This is a genomic window from Buttiauxella sp. BIGb0471, from assembly GCF_024807715.1.
In the GTDB taxonomy this organism is placed as follows: Bacteria; Pseudomonadota; Gammaproteobacteria; order Enterobacterales; family Enterobacteriaceae; genus Buttiauxella; species Buttiauxella agrestis.
The window spans coordinates 133,697-152,317 of the sequence record NZ_JANUEU010000003.1 but is presented as its reverse complement, the minus strand read 5'-3'; the positions used below and the strand labels follow the sequence as shown (position 1 = coordinate 152,317).

The window sequence follows — 18,621 nt, the reverse complement described above, 5'->3', positions numbered from 1 at the left end:
GTATAATCAGCCCGTCATCTATATCTGCAATAACACCCGCAAAGATTTTCCGAGGATAACGTAATGTCTGTAGTTTTGACCGATGCCTGGCTGCAACGCTTTGGCGGCACGGCCCGTTTGTATGGCCGTGATGCTCTGCAATTGTTTGCTGATGCGCATGTTTGCGTGATTGGCATTGGGGGCGTTGGCTCATGGGCCGCAGAGGCGCTGGCTCGTACTGGTATCGGCGCGATTACGCTTATCGACATGGATGATGTGTGTGTCACTAACACTAACCGCCAGATTCATGCCTTGCGGGACACTGTCGGCCAGGCCAAAACCGAAGTGATGGCGGCGCGTATTCGTGAAATTAACCCGGAATGCCGCGTCACGGTGGTGGATGATTTTATCACTGCTGAAAACACCGCCCAGTTGCTTAATCAGGGTTTTAGTTACGTGATTGACGCCATCGACAGCGTGCGCCCTAAAGCCGCACTGATCGCGTATTGCCGTCGTTATAAGATCCCATTAGTGACAACCGGTGGGGCGGGCGGGCAGATCGATCCTACGCAAATTCAGGTTACCGATCTGGCGAAAACGATTCAGGATCCGCTGGCGGCAAAACTACGTGAAAGGTTAAAAAGCGATTTTGGCGTGGTGAAGAACAGTAAAGGCAAGTTAGGGATCGATTGTGTGTTTTCCACCGAAGCGCTGGTTTACCCTCAGGCTGATGGTTCGGTCTGCGCAATGAAAAGTACGGCTGATGGCCCGAAACGTATGGATTGTGCATCTGGATTTGGTGCGGCAACCATGGTCACCGCCAGCTTTGGTTTTGTGGCGGTATCCCATGTTTTAAAGAAAATGATGGCGAAAGCGGCGCGAACTCAGACTGCCTGAGCCGCAATCTGCACGGCTTGCGCTAATGCTGCAAGCCCGCTGCTGCGAGACGCACTTAATTGATTACGCAGCCCTAAATCGTCAAACAGTGCGAGTGGGTCTTCATTCAGCAACTGTTCAGCTGTTTTCCCTTCAATGGCGGTGAGCAACACCGCCAGCAAACCCCGAACGATTCGCCCTTCGCTGTCACCATAAAAATGCAGCGTGCCATTCGCCTGAAGAGAATGGCCCAACCAGACGCGGTTTTCACACCCGGCAATTTCGATCTTTTCCTGCTTTAAGTCAGCAGGCAGTGCCGGAAGCTGCTTCCCTAACAGGATCAACTGACGGTATTTATCTTCCCATTGCTGCAATGGCGCAAACGTCGAACGCAGGTTATCGGCGGTAATTGAAGTGCCAAAAGGGTGACCGGCTAAAAATCCACTTGTCATTTAATCCCCCAGAATTTCCAGTGCATTGTCGATAGCTTTAACCAGGGCATCGACGTCGCTTTGTGTGTTGTACGGCGCAAACGAAGCACGCAATGTGCCGCTGACACCTAACGCGGCGAGCAACGGTTGCGCACAATGCTGGCCAGCGCGTAGGGATATTCCGGCTTCGGCCAGCAACGTCACCATATCGTTATGGTGAATATTGGCGAAATCGAATGCTAACAGGCTTGAGTCCTGGCAGCGGAAACTACGAAAACCAGGGCGTTTCGCCAGCTCGGCTTCAGCAAGTGTTGCAAGCCCACGGCTATAAGCCTCAGCTTCTTGTAAATCAACAGATTCCAGCCACTCAAGAGCGGCACTCAGGCCAATCACACCCGCGACGTTTGGCGTGCCAGCTTCAAAACGATACGGCACTGGCTGAGTTTTGAATCCTTCAAACGAGACATGAGTGATCATCTTGCCGCCGCCAAGCCATGGCGACATCTCTTCGAGTAACTCAGTTTTACCGTACAGCGCACCGATGCCGGTGGGGCCGTAAAGTTTGTGCGCCGAGAAGGCGTAAAAATCGATATCCAGCGCTTGTACATCCGGTGGGCAATGGACCACACCTTGTGCACCATCAACCATAACAACCGCGCCCGCTGCATGAGCAAGCGTAATCGCTTTTTCCAGGTTCGGGCAGCCGCCTGTGACGTTAGACATTTGACCTAACGCCAGAATTTTTGTGCGTGGGTTTAGAAGCTCAGGGAGTTGGCTTAAATCTGCGAGGTAATCTTTGCCCAGCGGCAATTTTACAATCTTCGCGCCAGTCTGCTCTGCGACCATTAACCACGGCACAAAGTTTGCGTGATGTTCTGCTTCGCTAACGATGATTTCATCGCCGGGCTGTAGACGCGGACGGGCATAACATTGCGCCACGAGGTTAATAGCTTCGGTGGTGCCACGCGTCCAGACAATATCTTTAGCACATGGCGCGTTAAGCAAACCAGCCACGCTATCGCGAGCGGCTTCATATCGTTCTGTCAGGCGTTGGGCTTCGGCAAATTGACTGCGATGAACATTCCCGGCGCTCAGGCTATAAAACTGTCTGGTGGCTTCAATCACCGCGAGAGGTTTAAGTGTGGTTGCTGCGCTGTCGAGATAGACACCGGCATCAGCCAGAGCCGGAAACTGGCTGCGAAATTCGGCTGGATTAAATGATTTCATGATTTTCCTCGTATCCAATGCCGCCGATCGTCGCGCATTTGTCTTAATCGCACAAGGAATACGTAACCTTCGGAATAGTCTGCTTAATCTGGCAAAGTCCGAAAAGACGGTTATGCTAATTAATGTTAGGTGAATCTTTCACCGTGTTTATTTTGAAGTACAAATCAGCATTAAACGCTACTAAGGAGAAGAATATGAACAAGGCAGCCGCAGCAGTATTAGCAGGTGTTATGGTTTTTGGTCTTTCAGCGTGTTCAGGCCCTAATTACGTGATGCACACTAACGATGGTCGGACTATCGTTTCCGATGGCAAACCGCAAACCGATGAAGATACAGGGATGATTCAGTACAAAGACGCTAATGGGAATAAACAGCAGATTAACCGTACTGACGTGAAAGAGATGGTTGAGTTAGATAAGTAAATTTAGAGCAAAAAAAAGCACCGCAATTTGCGGTGCTACATTAATCACTATGGACAGACAGGGTAAATGTACAGGAAGTGAAAAAGGGGTAGCTTAGCTACCGGGGTCTGGAATGCCAGACCAATTGCAAACACAACAACACAACATCACAACCGTAAGCCAAAAGCCCTCCGAAACACGCATTTCAGATAACTTTTCGTTCCGGCTCAGGAAGTGACGCCACTATAGGTATTTGCTGGTGCATCCTCAACGGACAATTTATAATGGCTCAGATAAAAAAAACTAATAGGTTAACTAAGTTCACCTGTTTGTTAATAGACTTTAACATTTAAGCCAATCAACTATGTCCAAGCGTTTGCCCCCTTTAAATGCCTTACGTGTATTTGACGCCGCTGCTCGTCACCTGAGTTTTACTAAAGCGGCCGATGAACTGTTCGTGACTCAGGCCGCCGTTAGCCACCAGATTAAGTCCCTGGAGGATTTCCTCGGCCTTAAATTGTTCCGCCGCCGCAACCGCTCTTTGCTGTTGACGGAAGAGGGGCAGAGTTACTATCTGGACATCAAAGAGATTTTTTCGCAGCTCACCGAAGCCACGCGTAAGCTACAGGCGCGTAGTGCAAAGGGCGCCTTAACGGTCAGCCTGTTGCCTAGTTTTGCCATTCATTGGCTCGTCCCTCGTCTTACTAGCTTTAATACAGCTTATCCGGGAATTGATGTCCGAATTCAGGCGGTTGACCGTCAGGAAGATAAACTTTCGGATGATGTCGACGTCGCAATTTTTTACGGGCGAGGAAACTGGCCTGGCTTGCGTGTGGAAAAATTGTACGCAGAATACTTACTCCCGGTCTGCTCACCAATGCTGTTGACCGGCGAGAAACCGATTAAAACACCTGAAGATTTAGCGCATCATACTTTATTGCATGATGCGTCTCGTCGTGACTGGCAAACCTACACGCGCCAGTTGGGGGTGAGCCATATTAATGTGCAGCAAGGACCAATCTTTAGCCACAGCGCGATGGTGCTCCAGGCTGCGATTCACGGGCAAGGCATTGCGCTGGCAAACAATGTGATGGCGCAATCGGAAATTGAAGCGGGACGTTTAGTTTGCCCATTTAACGACGTGCTGGTGAGTAAAAATGCCTTTTATCTTGTTTGTCATGACAGTCAGGCAGAACTGGGTAAAATAGCGGCCTTCAGGCAGTGGATTCTGGCGAAAACAGCGAGCGAACAAGAAAAATTCCGTTTTCGTTACGATCAATAAGCAACCTTCGCGCAGGCATTGTGCTGCGCCTTCACTTTAGGGTTACACCATGACCAGCCGTTTCATGCTGATTTTTACCGCAATTAGCGGTTTCATCTTTGTTGCTCTCGGGGCCTTTGGGGCGCATGTATTGAGCAAAACGCTTGGTGTTGTGGAAATGGGCTGGATTCAAACCGGCCTCGAATATCAAGCGTTTCACACGTTAGCCATATTTGGTCTGGCCGTTGCCATGCAACGCCGGGTCAGCATTTGGTTTTACTGGAGCAGCGTTTTTATGGCGCTCGGTACTGTTTTATTCAGCGGCAGTCTTTATTGTCTGGCGCTGTCACACTTACGCCTGTGGGCGTTTGTTACTCCGGTCGGCGGATTTAGTTTTCTCGCCGGTTGGATCTTGATGTTGATTGGTGCAATGCGCCTGAAACGTAGGGGCGTAAGCCATGAATAAAGTTATTTTGTACTGCCGACAAGGTTTTGAGAAAGAGTGCGCGGCAGAGATTACCGATAAAGCGGGCCAGCGCGGCGTGTTTGGTTTTGCACGCGTGAAAGAAAACAGCGGTTACGTAATTTACGAATGCTATCAGCAAGATGACGCTGACAAACTGGCGCGTGAATTGCCGTTTCGTGATCTGATCTTTGCTCGCCAGATGATCGTTGCGGGTGAGCTGCTAAAAGATCTTCCACCGGAAGATCGTATTACGCCAATTACCGGCATGTTGACTGGCGTAGTTGAGAAGGGCGGCGATCTGCGCGTTGAAGTTGCTGACACGAATGAAAGCAAAGAGCTGATGAAGTTTTGCCGTAAGCTGACGGTACCGCTGCGTGCCAGCCTGCGCGAAGCCGGGATCCTCACCAATTACGAGACGCCAAAACGCCCGGTGGTGCATGTGTTCTTTATCGCCCCCGGCTGCTGCTACACCGGTTATTCCTACACCACGAATAACTCGCCTTTCTATATGGGCATCCAGCGACTGAAATTGCCTGCTGAAGCGCCAAGCCGTTCAACCCTGAAACTGGAAGAAGCATTCCATACTTTCATTCCGGCGGATGAGTGGGATGAGCGTCTGGCGAACGGGATGCATGCCGTTGATCTGGGAGCCTGCCCTGGCGGTTGGACTTACCAATTAACGCAACGCAATATGTGGGTTTGCTCCGTTGATAACGGCCCAATGGCACAGAGCCTGATGGACACCGGGCAAGTGACCTGGTTGCAGGAAGATGGTTTTAAATATAAGCCAACCCGCAACAACATCTCCTGGATGGTCTGCGACATGGTTGAGAAACCAGCAAAAGTGGCGAGTCTGATGGCGACGTGGTTAGTGAACGGCTGGTGCCGCGAAACTATTTTCAACCTCAAGTTGCCAATGAAGAAGCGCTATGAAGAAGTGTCGCAAAATCTGGCATTGATTCATGAAAAACTGGCAGAGCATGGAATCAGCGCGGAAATTCAGGCGCGCCAGTTGTACCACGACCGTGAAGAAGTGACTGTGCACGTGCGCCGTATGTGGGCCGCTGTGGGCGGTCGTCGCGACGAGCGATAATCACCTTCATTCAACCCTCTCCCTCAGGGAGAGGGTGTTCAGCCCGGTAATCTCAACTGCTGTAAATTCCCATCAAGCTGTAAATCCGTCTGCAACTGCGCCACCTGGCGGCTGATAAACGCACTTTCACGATGCTGTTCTAACTTCTTACGCCATTTCTCAGGTACTTCTTCTAATCGTTCGTACAGCGCTTCGAGCGTTGAAAACTGATTGATCAATTGTGTGGCGCTCTTCGGCCCAATACCCGGAACACCAGAAATTTTACTGCTGCTGATTCCCGCAAGCCCCCAGAAATCGCCCAGTTGCGCAGGCAACACACCGTATTCTTGCGCAATAAATGGCGCATCCAGCCAGCGTTTCTGAAAGTAGTCGCGGATTTGAATGTTCGGTGCGAGCAACTGGCAGAAACCTTTGTCGGTGGAAACAATAGTCGCGCGGTGCCCGCTGGCCGCAATTTTTACCGCAAGTGTGGCGGCAAGATCATCAGCCTCGTTCCCCGCAGAATGCCAGCAGGCGACGCCTCTTTTAGCGAACGCATCTCGCAATACTGGCATTTCCTGATGCAAGGTATCTGGCATTGGTGTGCGCCCCGCTTTATAGTCAGGCAACACCTGATGCCGCCAGCCTTCACGGCGGTCATCGTCGTCAAACACGGCGACAGCGTGCGTGGGCTGACTATGGGTAATCAGCGCATCAAGAGCGTGCAGGCAAGTATCAACGCAGGGCGAGTCTTGAACCGCATGAATACGGCGTATTAAGTTCAGGGCATCAACGATAAGTAAATGAATCATCATGGGTATTTCGCATTCAACATTCTCTTGATGCACAGTAACATTTCTGCGAGACGACCGCGAACGCGGGAATTAAATTCAGGAAAGCGGCTCGCAATATTATTGTTCTGAAAAGCATTGCTAAGTACTTAGGTTGCTATATATATTTTAAACGAATAGAAAAATCAGAGACAACAACATGAGTAATAGTTCACACCTCGCACATCGCATCCAGGCCTTACAACCGTCAGCCATCAGAGAATTGTTGAAGCACAGCAAAATGCCAGGCGTGATTTCTCTTGCTGGCGGCATTCCTTCCAGCGAATTGTTTGATAAAGAAGGGCTGGGAATTGCGACGCAAAAAGTGGTCGCCGAGAATTTTAATGACGCGTTCCAGTATGGCCTGACCGAAGGCAATGTTGAACTGCGTCAGCAATTGGTTGAACTGTGCCAGCAACGTGGGATTACCACCACTTCAGAACAGTTGCTGATCACCTCTGGCTCTCAACAGGCGCTGGATTTGCTGATGCGTGCGTTGGTGAACCCTGGTGATGTGTTTGTGGTTGAGCGCCCAACTTATCTGGCGACGCTGCAAATTCTGAGCCTGAACGAAGCCGATGTGAAATCCGTGGGTAGCGATGAGCACGGGATGATTGTCGACGAACTGGAAGAGTTGCTGAAAACGACGCGTATTAAAGGCGTCTATATCGTTCCGACTTTTGGCAACCCAAGCGGCACAACATTGAGCGCCAGCCGCCGTGAGCAACTGGTCAAACTGGCTGAAGAACATCACTTCGTCATTGTTGAAGATGATCCGTACGGCGCGATTAGTTTCACTGACACTCGCGAGAAAACGCTTCTGCAGGTGGCCACTGAGCGTGGCAGCCAGGAAAACGTTGTTTATACCTCGACGTTTTCTAAAATTCTGGCACCGGGTTTGCGCGTAGGCTGGATTGTTCTGCCGGAATGGATGAAGCAAAAAGTCGCTATCATTAAGCAAGCCACCGATTTGCACGCCAACTCTTTTACGCAATCACTGGTGTCTGCCTATCTCACACTCGACAGGCTTGACCCGCAGATTGAACTGATTCGCGAAGCGTATAAGAAGAAATGCCTGAACTTGTCGAAGTATTTGCATCAGGAATTAAACGAGCACATCACCTTTAACCAACCGCAGGGGGGGATGTTCTTGTGGGCCTCTTTCCGCTACGAATTTGATACCACCCGTTGGTTGCAACAGACGCTGGAAAAAGGTGTGGTGTATGTTCCGGGTGAGTTCTTCTTTAGTGATAATGCCGACAAGAAAACGCTGCGTTTCTCTTACGCAACAGCAACAGAAGAGCAGCTCTATGATGCGGTACAACGCTTAAAAGCGGCGCTATAAGACGAAAAAAATGGAGCCGCAAGGCTCCATTTTTGTATTAACTGTTTAACGATTAATGTGAAAGCTCCACCACATCATCATTTTCATTCTTTTGAGCAACTTTCCCACCCATACGTCTTGAATACAGTGCGGTAATGATTGGTACCAGAATTGCGGTCACAATCACGCTTGCTGCAACCAGCGCGGTTGCTGAAGCGGCGACTGGCTCAAATGCCGGGTTGATTTGCGCAATGATAACCGGGTTAGCCACCGCAGCGCCTGCTGCCGAAGAGGCTGCAATACCCGCTGTACCGTTACCGCCGCCGATGTATTTATCAGCCAGAATCAACGGAATACCCGTAACAACGATAACCGCTACACCCAGCATGATACCCAGCAAGCCGGTGTCCATAATCACGCCCAGGTTGATGGTGTTACCCAGAGCGAAGCCGAAGAACGGAATCAGGACTGGCGTTGCTTTGCTAAAGAAGGTGCGGAAGTCGTGGTCAAGGTTGCCTAATGCAAAACCAATCAGGAAGGGCAGTACGGCACCGATAAAGTGGTGTGGTTCAAAGGATGCCAGACCAGCGGAACCCAGAATCACCATGGTCATCAGAGGGCCAGATTCCAGAGACATCAGCACGAATGCACCTGATTCTTCTTTAGTGCCGTACTGGTTCATCAGGCTCGCGTACAGGCCGCCGTTGGTCATGTCCATCGCAGATACGAGGGCCAGAACGGATAAACCAGCGAACATGCCTGTCTGAATCCCACCTTCAGGAATAAAGGATGCGGCAATCATAGCCACGACCCAGGCCACAGCAATTTTGGTCAGCACCAGGGTGCCGGACTTGCGCAAAACGGTACCTGTTGCACGCAGATCAATTGAGGCACCAATACAGAAGAACCAAACCGCCAGAATAGGAACGGTGCCGCTTATCATCCCTTTAGTAAATGAACCAAAATAGGCACCAGTGTCTGGAGCGAAAGTATTTAAAATAGCTCCAAGAATCAATGGAATCAGCATCATCCCACCAGGAATGCGTTCAATAGTAGCTTTGATCTTCATGGTAATTCCTTATGATTTTTTCATTTTCTACAGCGTGTTAATGAAAAAATGACGTAACAGGTATCAGCGAAAACTGTTAGTTTTCCCTTATTATTTAGGATGTTGGTTCAGAGATGTTCTTTGCTCTAAATGGCAGTTTCATTAACTTCATTGAGCTAATCACCAAGGCTAATGTGCCCCGGCAACGCTTCATGGGATAAACTATCTCTCCGTTGGAACTGCAATTCAATCAAATTGAAACAATATTTCAATTTGGATCACATTATTTATATTCTCAGGTGATAAACTGTCTGTGTGGTGCGGTTAAATGTAGATGACTTGTGAGAAATTCTATTTTAATTGCTAAAATATTATTAATAGTAACGGGCGTGATTGAGTTTTCGCCTGGTATTGCCAGCCTTGAAAGGAAAAGTAATGGATATTCGTCAAAGCATTCATAGCGATCACGCAAAAACCCTGGATACTGCCGGTTTACGTAAAGAGTTTCTGATCGAAACCATCTTTACTGCTGACGAGTACACCATGACCTACAGCCACATCGACCGCATTATTGTCGGTGGCGTCATGCCTGTTACGCGCACGGTGAGTGTTGGCGGTGAAGTCGGTAAGCAGTTGGGGGTGAGCTATTTCCTCGAGCGCCGCGAGTTGGGTGTAATCAATATCGGCGGCCAGGGCACCATTACGGTTGACGGTACTTGCTACGAAATCGGCACTCGCGACGGTTTGTACGTCGGTAAGGGCGCTAAAGAAGTGGTGTTCGCCAGCATCGACCCTGCAAATCCGGCACGCTTCTACTACAACTGTGCTCCGGCACACACCGCTTATCCAACCAAGCGCGTGACACCTGCGGACGTTTCTCCAGTCACACTGGGCGATAGCGTTACCAGCAACCGTCGTACTATCAACAAGTACTTCGTTCCAGATGTGCTGGAAACGTGCCAGTTGAGTATGGGTCTGACTGAACTGGAGCCAGGTAATCTGTGGAACACCATGCCTTGCCATACACACGAACGTCGTATGGAAGTCTATTTCTACTTCGGTCTGGAGCAGGACAGCTGCGTATTCCACATGATGGGCCAGCCGCAAGAAACCCGTCACATCGTGATGCAAAACGAGCAAGCGGTGATTTCCCCGAGCTGGTCAATTCACTCAGGCGTGGGTACGCGCGCGTATACGTTTATCTGGGGAATGGTGGGTGAGAATCAGGTGTTTGACGATATGGATCATGTGAAGGTTGGCGATCTAAGATAAGAAGTCGCTATAAAAAAAACCCGCTTCGCAGCGGGTTTTTTGTTTTTAATCGCAGGACACTTTCATCGCCAGGCCACCGCGTGATGTTTCACGGTATTTGGCGTTCATGTCTTTGCCGGTTTCGTACATGGTGTCGATAACCTTATCGAGGCAAACGCGTGGTTCGCTGGTACGGCGCAAGGCCATACGTGCCGCATTCACTGCTTTTACCGCTGCAATCGCATTACGCTCAATGCACGGAACCTGAACTTGTCCAGCAACCGGATCGCACGTCAGACCGAGGTTATGCTCCATCCCAATCTCAGCCGCGATGCAAACCTGGCTTGGGCTGCCGCCCAGTAATTCCGCAAGACCTGCAGCAGCCATGGAACAGGCAACACCGACTTCGCCCTGGCAACCTACTTCAGCGCCTGAAATTGACGCGTTCATCTTATACAGAGAACCAATTGCGCCCGCCGCGAGGAAGTAACGCGCACAGGAGTTTGTATTAACTTCACGAATGAATTTGTCGTAATAAGCCAGTACCGCCGGAACAATACCGCATGCGCCGTTAGTTGGGGCGGTGACAACGCGACCACCCGCCGCATTTTCTTCGTTTACCGCCAGCGCGAACATGTTAATCCAGTCGACAACGGCCATTGGGTCAGAGTTGTTCTTATCACTGCTGACCAACATTCTGCGTAATGCCGCAGCACGACGGGGGACACGCATTTTACCCGGCAGCACGCCTTCGGTGGTGATGCCACGTTCAATACCGCTGCGCATGACATTCCACACGTCAGCAAAGTGTGCGTCAATTTCAGCCTGCGAACGCATTGCTCGCTCATTGAGCATCATCAAGCCAGACAGCGAAAGCCCACTTTCTTTGCAATGACGCTGCAAATCAGCGGCACTTTTATAAGGATATGGCACGACAACCTGCTGGGACTCTTCCACGCCAAAATGGGCTTCATCAACGATAAAACCACCGCCGATGGAGTAATACGTTTGGCTATAAACAACTTCGCTTCCTGCCAGCGCTGTAATACGCATGCCGTTTTCGTGCAGGGAAAGATTATCTTCATGGAAGTTCATGCAGCTATCGACCGGGAATTCCACTTCATGCTGGCCGTTTGCCAGCAACAGGCGACCGTGAGTATTCACGTCCTGAATAAAATGTGGGATGGCGTCGATATCAACGGTGTCCGGCATATTACCCGCCAGACCCATAATAATGGCGATATCGGTATGGTGACCTTTACCGGTGAGAGAGAGTGAACCGTATACATCAACGACGACTCGCGTGACGTTGCGCAAAATCCCTTGCGCGATCAAATCGTCTGCGAATTGCTTACCGGCTTTCATCGGGCCGACGGTATGGGAACTGGATGGGCCAATACCGATTTTGAAAATATCGAATACGCTAATCATGTTGCGTCCGTTGCCTGAGTAACTTTAAGAGAAAAAACCGCCTGCAGGAGGCAGGCGGTTTATAACTTTTAGATGAACAGCGAGTATAGAGAGTAAGAGATGGCGGAAATAGCAACCAGACCCATAATTACCACAAATACATTGCTGATATGGCCGCTGTATTTGCGCATTGCCGGGACTTTCTGAATCGCGTACATCGGCATCAGGAACAGAATCATCGCGATGATTGGGCCGCCCAGGGTTTCAATCATCCCCAGAATGCTTGGGTTCAGGGTGGCAACAATCCATGTTGTCACCAGCATGAAGATAGCGGTGATGCGGTTCAGTTTGCTGATTTCAATCGTTTTGCCTTTACCGCGCAGGGATTTGATAACCATCCCGTTGAAGCCTTCACGTGCGCCCAGATAGTGGCCGAGGAAGGATTTGGTAATAGCAACAATCGCGATAATCGGTGCCATCCAGGCAATGACTGGCGCGTTAAAGTGGTTAGCCAGGTAAGACAGAATAGAGATGTTCTGTGCTTTTGCTTCGGCCAGGTTTTCCGGGGAAAGGCTCAGTACGCAGCTGAATACGAAGAACATCACGGTAATGACCATCATGATGTGCGCAAAAGACAGGATGCGGGAACATTTCTTCTCAGCTTCGTCGCCGTACTCGTTACGTTTTGCAACCGCAAACGCAGAGATGATAGGCGAGTGGTTAAAGGAGAACACCATTACTGGGATTGCCAGCCACAGCGTCATCCACAAGCCGCTCCCGGTTGCAGGAGATGCAGCTGCACTAAATGACAGGGTATCAAACGCCGCGCTGCTCCACTCAGGGATCAGATATAACGCCAGAGCCATCAAAGCCGCAACAAACGGGAACACCAGGATGCTCATCGCTTTAACGATCATCTGCTCACCGAAACGAACGATGGTCATCAGACCCACAATCAGGATCAGAGACAAAAGCGCACGTGGCGGAGAAACCATACCCAACTGATGCGTAATAAAGCTATCAACGGTGTTAGTGATAGCGACGCTGTACACCAGCAAAATTGGGTAGATAGCAAAGAAGTAGAGCAGGGTAATGACTTTACCTGCGCCCACACCGAAGTGCTCTTCTACAACTTCAGTAATGTCTTCACCAGGGTTTTTACCTGACAGCACAAAGCGAGTCAGACCACGGTGAGCGAAGAAAGTCATTGGGAACGCAAGAATTGCCATGATGAACAGCGGAATCAGGCCGCCAACACCGGCGTTAATCGGCAGGAATAAAACGCCAGCCCCAATTGCGGTGCCGTATAAGCCCAGCATCCACATGGTATCGGACTTGCGCCATGAACTTTTGCTTTCAACCGAGGCAATACTGCCGGTTTGTGTGGTTTCCATCTACTACTTCTCCAAAGGAACATATTGATTCGAAAACTGGGTCAATCGCGATGCCTTGCCATTGACTGTTGAAATTTAATGCTGGTAGCGGGCGGTTTTATAGTAATTTTGGCCAGTGATAATCAGCGGGCGGAAAGATACATTCATGTTGTCAATTCATCAGTGATCAAGATCGCAATTGTAAGAATCCACTGCTTGTGTGGTTTTTGGCAGATTTTCACTCTGCATCTGATATTTTGTGTGATATTTACGCCCTAAAATTACGGGTATTGTAGATAATAAACCGTTGTTTCAGTCTTTGCTCGCAGGGTAATTATCTGTATAAGCAGGATTTTTAGCATGGAATTGATCTGAGGTATTCGTTTACGTGAAGATGTTTATGCTGATACGGGTAACATGAAAGTGGGCGATTTTAGCGGGAAAAATGAGAAAAAAATATGGAAATAAAAAAGGGCGGAGTCACTCCGCCCTGAGGATTCAGGTGCAAATCTCGTAGCAAGGAATGTAAGCACTGCCTGGTAATTTCATGCGGTGCTGGGCAACAAAGCCCTGAAGCAGGTCATCCATGCGTCGCATCATTTGTGCGTCGCCGTGAATTTTGTACGGGCCAAATTGTTCAATGGCACGTATCCCGCCCTCTTTTACGTTACCCGCAACAATACCGGAAAACGCCCGGCGCAAAGAAGCCGCCAGTTGCTCCGCAGGTTGGTCCGGATAGAGCTTGAGATTGGCCATATTTTCATGGGTTGGCTCAAACGGCATTTGTAGATCAGGGGCAATACGAATCGACCAGTTGAAGCTATAAGCATCGCCCGTTTCGCGGCGATTCTCTTTCACTTTTGGCATGGCCTTTTTCATCTGACGTGCGACTTCAGCCGGGTCGTCGATAATGATTTGGTAATGACGACGCGCCTGCTCACCCACCGTGTTGACGATAAACTCGTCCAGAACGCGGAAGTAGTCAGCGCTCTCTTTCGGCCCGGTCAAAATCAGCGGCAATACCTGGTCGTGGTTATGCGGGTTCATCAAAATGCCGAGCAGATAAAGCAGTTCTTCTGCTGTACCCACGCCGCCAGGGAAAATGATGATGCCATGCGCGATTCGCACAAACGCTTCGAGGCGCTTTTCGATATCCGGCATGATTATCAGTTCATTTACCAATGGGTTAGGTGGTTCTGCGGCAATGATTGACGGTTCCGTCATACCAATAAAGCGGCTTTCTCTATAGCGTTGCTGGGCATGGCCTACCGCGGCACCTTTCATCGGTGCTTCCATGGCTCCAGGGCCACAGCCGGTACAAATATTGAGTTCGCGCAGACCGAGTTGAGTACCGACACGACGTGCGTAGAGGTATTCGTTTTCGTTGATCGAGTGCCCGCCCCAGCAAACCACCAGGTTTGGCGCTTCGCCAACATGCAATGCACGAGCGTTACGTAGAATAGAAAACACCATATTGGTGATATTTTCGGGGTCTGCCAAGTCGAGGTTTTGGAAGCGCCCAGCGGTGGAAATCTGGCCGTTCACGAACAAAATGTCGCGTAGCACGGCAAACAGGTTGGCTTGCAAAGCCCGGATGATGCGGCCATCAACAAACGCATCATCAGGTGGATTAATCAGTTCAAGTTTGACGCCACGTTCGCGGCGCAGCACGTTGATATCGAAGTTTTCGTAACGCGATAACAGCTCTTTACTGCTATCGGTCTGGCTTCCTGAGTTAAGTACGGCAAGTGAACAGTTGCGAAACAGTTGATAGAGGTCGCTGCTGGCCGTGCGTTTAAGCATATCGACTTCCAGCTGCGACAACATATCCATTGAGCCTAACGGGCTAATATGTGTAATCAAGTTAACTCCTTACGAAGCGTAAAGTGCCGCTCCCAATGATTACAATAGCCCTGGCATGTTCAATTTAACAACCTGAAAACAATAATCCTTCCGCAGGCTGCGAGGCGTTTCGCACTTATTGACGAACCAGACGGCCAAATGCCGGATGGAAATCGGTATTGGTACGCCACGGGTTAATGTCCAGACCGCCGCGACGAGTATAGCGTGCATAGACGCTGAGACTCTCCGGGCGGCAGAATTGCTGAATATCATTAAAGATGCGCTCAACGCACTGCTCATGGAATTCGTTGTGCTGGCGGAATGACACCAGATAACGCAGCAATTTTTCCCGGTCGATGCGCGGGCCACGGTAACGAATCTGAACGGAACCCCAATCTGGCTGGTGGGTTATCAGGCAGTTGGATTTCAGCAGATGGCTCACCAGGGTTTCATCTACGATTTCGTCGCCCGCCGCACCACTGAGGTAATCGGCGTTAAATTCGTAGTTATCAATAGTGATATTTTGCTCATCTATACACTCGCCGGTGAATGCCGCGATTTCCTGCCCTTCGAGCTCATGCAGACGGAACAACACCACGCTGACATCACCTTGTGCGCAGGCACTTAAATCACGCTTTAGCGCCTCCTGAACCGTTTCCCAGTCTGCAAATTGGGTCTGATTAAAGCTGTTCAAATAGAGTTTGAAGCTTTTGGACTCAACCAGATTGACGCTGTTCGCATCAAGCTGCACATGCCCGACTGCTACCTGTGGCAAACCGTTACTGTTCAGCCACGACAATTCGTACAACGTCCAGATATCGCCTCCGCTGAATGGCAGGCTATCTGCATATAAGCCTAATGGGTCGCGGTTCAGGCTGCGAGGGACGGCCTGGAGTAAAGACGGTTGGTATTGATCCTGGTAAGCGGTTGGCTTACCCAGTGTCAGGCCACTCAGTGCCTGGTGGTTTTCATAAGACATGTGTCACCGATAGAATGCAGGTACAATTGGTTCCTATTGTACCGCAGCCTTGAGGGAGTGAGAAATTGGTGGATAACGAAGTACGTCAGGCGCTGGAAGATTTCACTGAGCGCTTTTGTCAGGCCTGGCGTGAACAAGCTGAAGGGTGGCCTGCAAGTGAAGAATTATATGGTGTGCCATCGCCGTGTATCGTGACGACAACCGGTAACGATGTGCGCTGGCAGCCGCAGCCATTTGCCCCCGCAAACGATCTCAGCGCGGTTGAGCGGGCGATGGATATTGCCTTGCAGCCTGGCGCGCATCAGTTTTACACCACCCAATTTGCCGGTGACATGCCTGCGACTTCGGGCAACCAGGCGTTAACGCTGTTGCAGGCGTGGAGCGAAGACGATTTCCAACGCGTACAAGAAAACTTGATTGGTCATCTGGTCACTCAAAAACGCCTGAAGCTTTCTCCGACGCTGTTTCTGGCTACCACACCTGATGAAATGGAAGTGGTGTCTCTGTGTAATCTTACCGGTGAAGTCGTGCTGGAAAAAATTGGCACCAAACAGCGTACAACCCTCGCCCCTTCACTGAATTTGTTCCTGCAAGGCTTACAACCGCAGGTCATTTAAGCGTTAATCGCTATCAGTCTTGTGAGAGATCTCTTACACGAGTTGTAAGAGATCTCTAACTTTTCATGCAGAGCTTTCATGTCGATAAATTGATTAGTTATTTTATATCAACATATTGGGTGGTTTTACGCCTGCTTTTGAATGAAAGTTATCGTAAGCTTTGGTTGTGAGTGGGTTGTCAGAGTGAACGAAATAGAGGATTCTATGTCCGTCGACAGGACGTCGGGAAGTGAAGGAGACATTAGGATGATGTCACTTCATTGAAGAAGTGGAACACACCAGGATGGTGTTGCAAGGAAGGCTTCTGGATGAAGCAAGGATCACTCAGGAAGAGTAAGGGACACCTCCAGGACGGAGAATGAGAGCCGAATCAGGAACATTCGGTGGGTCTGGAAGACCAAAGGATTATGCATCAGGACGATGCCGGAACACCTCAGGATGATGGTAGCAGGACGCGAGTACGACGGATTGTAGGTCAGGAGACCGCAGGACATAGTTGTCACGGACGAGCAGGGAGCACCAAAAGTAGCCGGATTAGCTGCGAAACGAACCGGGAGCACTGTTTATACAGTGCTCCCTTTTTTTATGCATTTTTTCGCTCAGCCTAAGAAGTGATATGCTTGCCGGCTTCTTTTGACTGATGCTCGAGGTTTCCATGGAACGCCACGCGCTGGTACGCCAGCATCTACACATCATTGAACAGGTTTTGCGTGACCACCAACTTTGGCAGGGCTGTGCGCCAAACGCTGAAGCCTTTGAAAGCACGCAACCATTTTGCCTGGATACGATGCAGCCTCACGAATGGTTGCAATGGGTTCTGATTCCCCGAATGCACGCACTTCTTGATGCTCAACACCCTCTGCCTGCTGATTTTGCCCTCGCGCCCTATTACGAAATGGCGTTGGATGCGGCACATGTCGGACGTACGCCGCTGTTAAAAGCCCTGCAAGAACTTGATGCGCTGTTTGTAAGTGACAAATCCTGATGCTGGAAATTATTTATCAGGATGAATGGCTGGTTGCGGTCAACAAACCCTCGGGGTGGTTAGTTCACCGTAGCTGGCTGGACCGCCATGAAACGGTCTTTGTGATGCAAACCGTGCGTGACCAAATTGGCAAACATGTGTTTACCGTGCATCGCCTCGACAGGCCCACGTCAGGCGTATTGCTGATGGCCCTTTCCAGCGAAGTCGCGCATTTGTTATCCCAGCAGTTTGAAAATCACCAAATTCAAAAGCGCTACCACGCAGTGACTCGCGGCTGGCTTGAAGATGAAGCGGTGCTGGATTACCCACTGGTGGAAGAGCTGGATAAAATCGCCGATAAAAAAGCGACTCAGGATAAAGAAGCGCAGCCAGCGGTAACGCATTATCGTGGGTTGGCGACCGTAGAAATGCCGGTTCCGGTTGGTCGTTATCCAACCGCACGCTACAGCCTGGTTGAGCTGGAGCCTAAAACTGGGCGCAAGCACCAGTTACGTCGCCATATGTCGCACTTACGCCACCCCATGATTGGTGATTCTAAACATGGCGACCTGCGTCAGAACCGCGCTGCGGCCGAACATTTTGGCTGCCAGCGGTTAATGCTGCACGCAAGCCAGCTTTCGTTAAACCACCCGGTAACAGGCGAACCGCTGTGCCTTCGCGCTAACCTTGATGACACCTGGATGCAGATGATGTCACAGTTTGGCTGGAGCGGCTTACTGAGTGACATCGAAAAGGTTGAGTTTGTGGCAAGCAACGGCCAGGATGAATAATACCGCCGTAACGCAAGGAGTTAACTGATGGCCGAAGTAGGGATTTTTGTAGGAACAATGTATGGAAACTCGCTGCTGGTAGCAGAAGAAGCCGAAGCGATTTTAAAAAAGAATGGTCATAAAGCTACCGTTTTTGAAGATCCTGAGCTTGCTGACTGGCAGAAATTTAGCGACCAGTACGTGTTAATTGTGACTTCAACAACCGGCCAGGGCGATTTGCCAGACAGCATCGTTCCTCTGTTTCAGGCGATAAAAGACAAAATCGGATACCAGCCTGAATTGCGTTACGGTTTGATTGCATTAGGTGACAGCAACTACGAACATTTTTGCGGGGGCGGAAAGCAATTTGACGCTTTACTGCAAGAGCAAGGTGCGAAACGCATCGGTAATGTTTTAGCCATTGATGCCAACGATCATCCGGAACCTGAAGCGGTTTCTAACCCATGGGTTGAGCAATGGGTGACGTTGTTAAAGTAACA

At 50.0% G+C, this 18,621-nt stretch carries 19 protein-coding genes; 11 read left to right on the top strand and 8 right to left on the bottom strand.

Going from position 1 to position 18,621, the window contains the following annotated elements; genetic code table 11:
* Nucleotides 1-63: 63 nt before the first annotated feature.
* Nucleotides 64-876, top strand: coding sequence for a tRNA cyclic N6-threonylcarbamoyladenosine(37) synthase TcdA (gene tcdA / locus M2371_RS11525; protein WP_259267761.1), 813 nt, complete (start codon nucleotides 64-66; stop codon nucleotides 874-876).
* On the opposite strand, the gene csdE is transcribed toward tcdA, so the two are convergent.
* Complete coding sequence (gene csdE / locus M2371_RS11520) at nucleotides 864-1,307, bottom strand: cysteine desulfurase sulfur acceptor subunit CsdE (protein WP_172893373.1); 444 nt, start codon at nucleotides 1,305-1,307, stop codon at nucleotides 864-866. The genes tcdA and csdE overlap by 13 nt on opposite strands.
* Nucleotides 1,308-2,513 (bottom strand): cysteine desulfurase CsdA, encoded by a 1,206-nt coding sequence (gene csdA, locus M2371_RS11515; protein ID WP_172893374.1) that lies wholly within the window; start codon nucleotides 2,511-2,513, stop codon nucleotides 1,308-1,310. It abuts the gene before it with no gap.
* 194 nt (nucleotides 2,514-2,707) lie between these two features.
* Between csdA and M2371_RS11510 the strand changes: the two genes are divergently transcribed.
* From M2371_RS11510 to rlmM, 4 genes are all read left to right on the top strand, one after another.
* Nucleotides 2,708-2,935: a YgdI/YgdR family lipoprotein gene (locus M2371_RS11510; protein WP_034498036.1), complete on the top strand. Its 228-nt coding sequence runs from the start codon at nucleotides 2,708-2,710 to the stop codon at nucleotides 2,933-2,935.
* Nucleotides 2,936-3,278: 343 nt separating this feature from the next.
* Nucleotides 3,279-4,196, top strand: a complete 918-nt coding sequence (gcvA, locus tag M2371_RS11505) for a glycine cleavage system transcriptional regulator GcvA (RefSeq protein ID WP_034498034.1) — start codon at nucleotides 3,279-3,281, stop codon at nucleotides 4,194-4,196.
* Between the two features lie 49 nt (nucleotides 4,197-4,245).
* Nucleotides 4,246-4,641: a DUF423 domain-containing protein gene (locus M2371_RS11500; protein WP_034498032.1), complete on the top strand. Its 396-nt coding sequence runs from the start codon at nucleotides 4,246-4,248 to the stop codon at nucleotides 4,639-4,641.
* On the top strand, nucleotides 4,634-5,734 hold the full coding sequence (gene rlmM / locus M2371_RS11495) for a 23S rRNA (cytidine(2498)-2'-O)-methyltransferase RlmM (protein WP_034498030.1): 1,101 nt from the start codon (nucleotides 4,634-4,636) through the stop codon (nucleotides 5,732-5,734). The genes M2371_RS11500 and rlmM overlap by 8 nt, the downstream gene beginning before the upstream one ends.
* A 38-nt stretch (nucleotides 5,735-5,772) precedes the next feature.
* On the opposite strand, the gene xni is transcribed toward rlmM, so the two are convergent.
* Nucleotides 5,773-6,528 (bottom strand): flap endonuclease Xni, encoded by a 756-nt coding sequence (xni, locus tag M2371_RS11490; protein ID WP_259267760.1) that lies wholly within the window; start codon nucleotides 6,526-6,528, stop codon nucleotides 5,773-5,775.
* A 175-nt stretch (nucleotides 6,529-6,703) separates the two neighbouring features.
* On the opposite strand from xni, the gene M2371_RS11485 reads away from it, so the two are divergent.
* Nucleotides 6,704-7,888 (top strand): PLP-dependent aminotransferase family protein, encoded by a 1,185-nt coding sequence (locus M2371_RS11485; protein ID WP_259267759.1) that lies wholly within the window; start codon nucleotides 6,704-6,706, stop codon nucleotides 7,886-7,888.
* Between the two features lie 52 nt (nucleotides 7,889-7,940).
* On the opposite strand, the gene kdgT is transcribed toward M2371_RS11485, so the two are convergent.
* Nucleotides 7,941-8,936, bottom strand: coding sequence for a 2-keto-3-deoxygluconate transporter (gene kdgT / locus M2371_RS11480; protein ID WP_034498024.1), 996 nt, complete (start codon nucleotides 8,934-8,936; stop codon nucleotides 7,941-7,943).
* Between the two features lie 414 nt (nucleotides 8,937-9,350).
* Here kdgT and kduI point away from each other — a divergent pair, with 414 nt between their 5' ends.
* The gene (gene kduI, locus M2371_RS11475; RefSeq protein WP_124025536.1) at nucleotides 9,351-10,187 is read left to right on the top strand and encodes a 5-dehydro-4-deoxy-D-glucuronate isomerase; all 837 of its coding nucleotides are present in this window, start codon (nucleotides 9,351-9,353) and stop codon (nucleotides 10,185-10,187) included.
* A gap of 45 nt (nucleotides 10,188-10,232) precedes the next feature.
* On the opposite strand, the gene M2371_RS11470 is transcribed toward kduI, so the two are convergent.
* The 4 genes from M2371_RS11470 to queF all read right to left on the bottom strand — a co-directional run bounded on the left by M2371_RS11470 (nucleotide 10,233) and on the right by queF (nucleotide 15,770).
* A complete protein-coding gene (locus M2371_RS11470; protein ID WP_034498020.1) occupies nucleotides 10,233-11,597 on the bottom strand; it encodes an L-serine ammonia-lyase in 1,365 nt (454 codons plus the stop codon).
* Nucleotides 11,598-11,665: 68 nt separating this feature from the next.
* Nucleotides 11,666-12,970 carry an HAAAP family serine/threonine permease gene (locus M2371_RS11465; protein ID WP_034498019.1) on the bottom strand — a complete coding sequence of 435 codons (1,305 nt, stop codon included), beginning with the start codon at nucleotides 12,968-12,970 and terminating at the stop codon, nucleotides 11,666-11,668.
* Nucleotides 12,971-13,447: 477 nt separating this feature from the next.
* Entirely contained in the window at nucleotides 13,448-14,812 is a 1,365-nt protein-coding gene (ppnN, locus tag M2371_RS11460; RefSeq protein WP_259267758.1) for a nucleotide 5'-monophosphate nucleosidase PpnN, read from the bottom strand.
* Nucleotides 14,813-14,927: 115 nt separating this feature from the next.
* On the bottom strand, nucleotides 14,928-15,770 hold the full coding sequence (queF, locus tag M2371_RS11455) for an NADPH-dependent 7-cyano-7-deazaguanine reductase QueF (RefSeq protein ID WP_259267757.1): 843 nt from the start codon (nucleotides 15,768-15,770) through the stop codon (nucleotides 14,928-14,930).
* Between the two features lie 68 nt (nucleotides 15,771-15,838).
* On the opposite strand from queF, the gene syd reads away from it, so the two are divergent.
* The 4 genes from syd (at nucleotide 15,839) to M2371_RS11435 (ending at nucleotide 18,619) form a co-directional block, all read left to right on the top strand.
* Nucleotides 15,839-16,387 (top strand): SecY-interacting protein, encoded by a 549-nt coding sequence (syd, locus tag M2371_RS11450; RefSeq protein WP_172893379.1) that lies wholly within the window; start codon nucleotides 15,839-15,841, stop codon nucleotides 16,385-16,387.
* Nucleotides 16,388-17,042: 655 nt separating this feature from the next.
* Complete coding sequence (locus tag M2371_RS11445) at nucleotides 17,043-17,372, top strand: YqcC family protein (protein ID WP_034498147.1); 330 nt, start codon at nucleotides 17,043-17,045, stop codon at nucleotides 17,370-17,372.
* Nucleotides 17,372-18,142: a tRNA pseudouridine(65) synthase TruC gene (gene truC, locus M2371_RS11440; RefSeq protein WP_034498013.1), complete on the top strand. Its 771-nt coding sequence runs from the start codon at nucleotides 17,372-17,374 to the stop codon at nucleotides 18,140-18,142. The genes M2371_RS11445 and truC overlap by 1 nt, the downstream gene beginning before the upstream one ends.
* A 27-nt stretch (nucleotides 18,143-18,169) precedes the next feature.
* Nucleotides 18,170-18,619, top strand: coding sequence for a flavodoxin (locus M2371_RS11435; RefSeq protein WP_115627457.1), 450 nt, complete (start codon nucleotides 18,170-18,172; stop codon nucleotides 18,617-18,619).
* The last annotated feature ends 2 nt before the right edge of the window (nucleotides 18,620-18,621 follow it).

Bases quoted from the DNA above. Each gene is read 5' to 3' on its own strand.
- tcdA (WP_259267761.1), top strand. From the start codon at position 64: ATGTCTGTAGTTTTGACCGATGCCTGGCTGCAACGCTTTGGCGGCACG.
- csdE (WP_172893373.1), bottom strand. From the start codon at position 1,307: ATGACAAGTGGATTTTTAGCCGGTCACCCTTTTGGCACTTCAATTACC.
- csdA (WP_172893374.1), bottom strand. From the start codon at position 2,513: ATGAAATCATTTAATCCAGCCGAATTTCGCAGCCAGTTTCCGGCTCTG.
- M2371_RS11510 (WP_034498036.1), top strand. From the start codon at position 2,708: ATGAACAAGGCAGCCGCAGCAGTATTAGCAGGTGTTATGGTTTTTGGT.
- gcvA (WP_034498034.1), top strand. From the start codon at position 3,279: ATGTCCAAGCGTTTGCCCCCTTTAAATGCCTTACGTGTATTTGACGCC.
- M2371_RS11500 (WP_034498032.1), top strand. From the start codon at position 4,246: ATGACCAGCCGTTTCATGCTGATTTTTACCGCAATTAGCGGTTTCATC.
- rlmM (WP_034498030.1), top strand. From the start codon at position 4,634: ATGAATAAAGTTATTTTGTACTGCCGACAAGGTTTTGAGAAAGAGTGC.
- xni (WP_259267760.1), bottom strand. From the start codon at position 6,528: ATGATGATTCATTTACTTATCGTTGATGCCCTGAACTTAATACGCCGT.
- M2371_RS11485 (WP_259267759.1), top strand. From the start codon at position 6,704: ATGAGTAATAGTTCACACCTCGCACATCGCATCCAGGCCTTACAACCG.
- kdgT (WP_034498024.1), bottom strand. From the start codon at position 8,936: ATGAAGATCAAAGCTACTATTGAACGCATTCCTGGTGGGATGATGCTG.
- kduI (WP_124025536.1), top strand. From the start codon at position 9,351: ATGGATATTCGTCAAAGCATTCATAGCGATCACGCAAAAACCCTGGAT.
- M2371_RS11470 (WP_034498020.1), bottom strand. From the start codon at position 11,597: ATGATTAGCGTATTCGATATTTTCAAAATCGGTATTGGCCCATCCAGT.
- M2371_RS11465 (WP_034498019.1), bottom strand. From the start codon at position 12,970: ATGGAAACCACACAAACCGGCAGTATTGCCTCGGTTGAAAGCAAAAGT.
- queF (WP_259267757.1), bottom strand. From the start codon at position 15,770: ATGTCTTATGAAAACCACCAGGCACTGAGTGGCCTGACACTGGGTAAG.
- M2371_RS11445 (WP_034498147.1), top strand. From the start codon at position 17,043: ATGGAACGCCACGCGCTGGTACGCCAGCATCTACACATCATTGAACAG.
- truC (WP_034498013.1), top strand. From the start codon at position 17,372: ATGCTGGAAATTATTTATCAGGATGAATGGCTGGTTGCGGTCAACAAA.
- M2371_RS11435 (WP_115627457.1), top strand. From the start codon at position 18,170: ATGGCCGAAGTAGGGATTTTTGTAGGAACAATGTATGGAAACTCGCTG.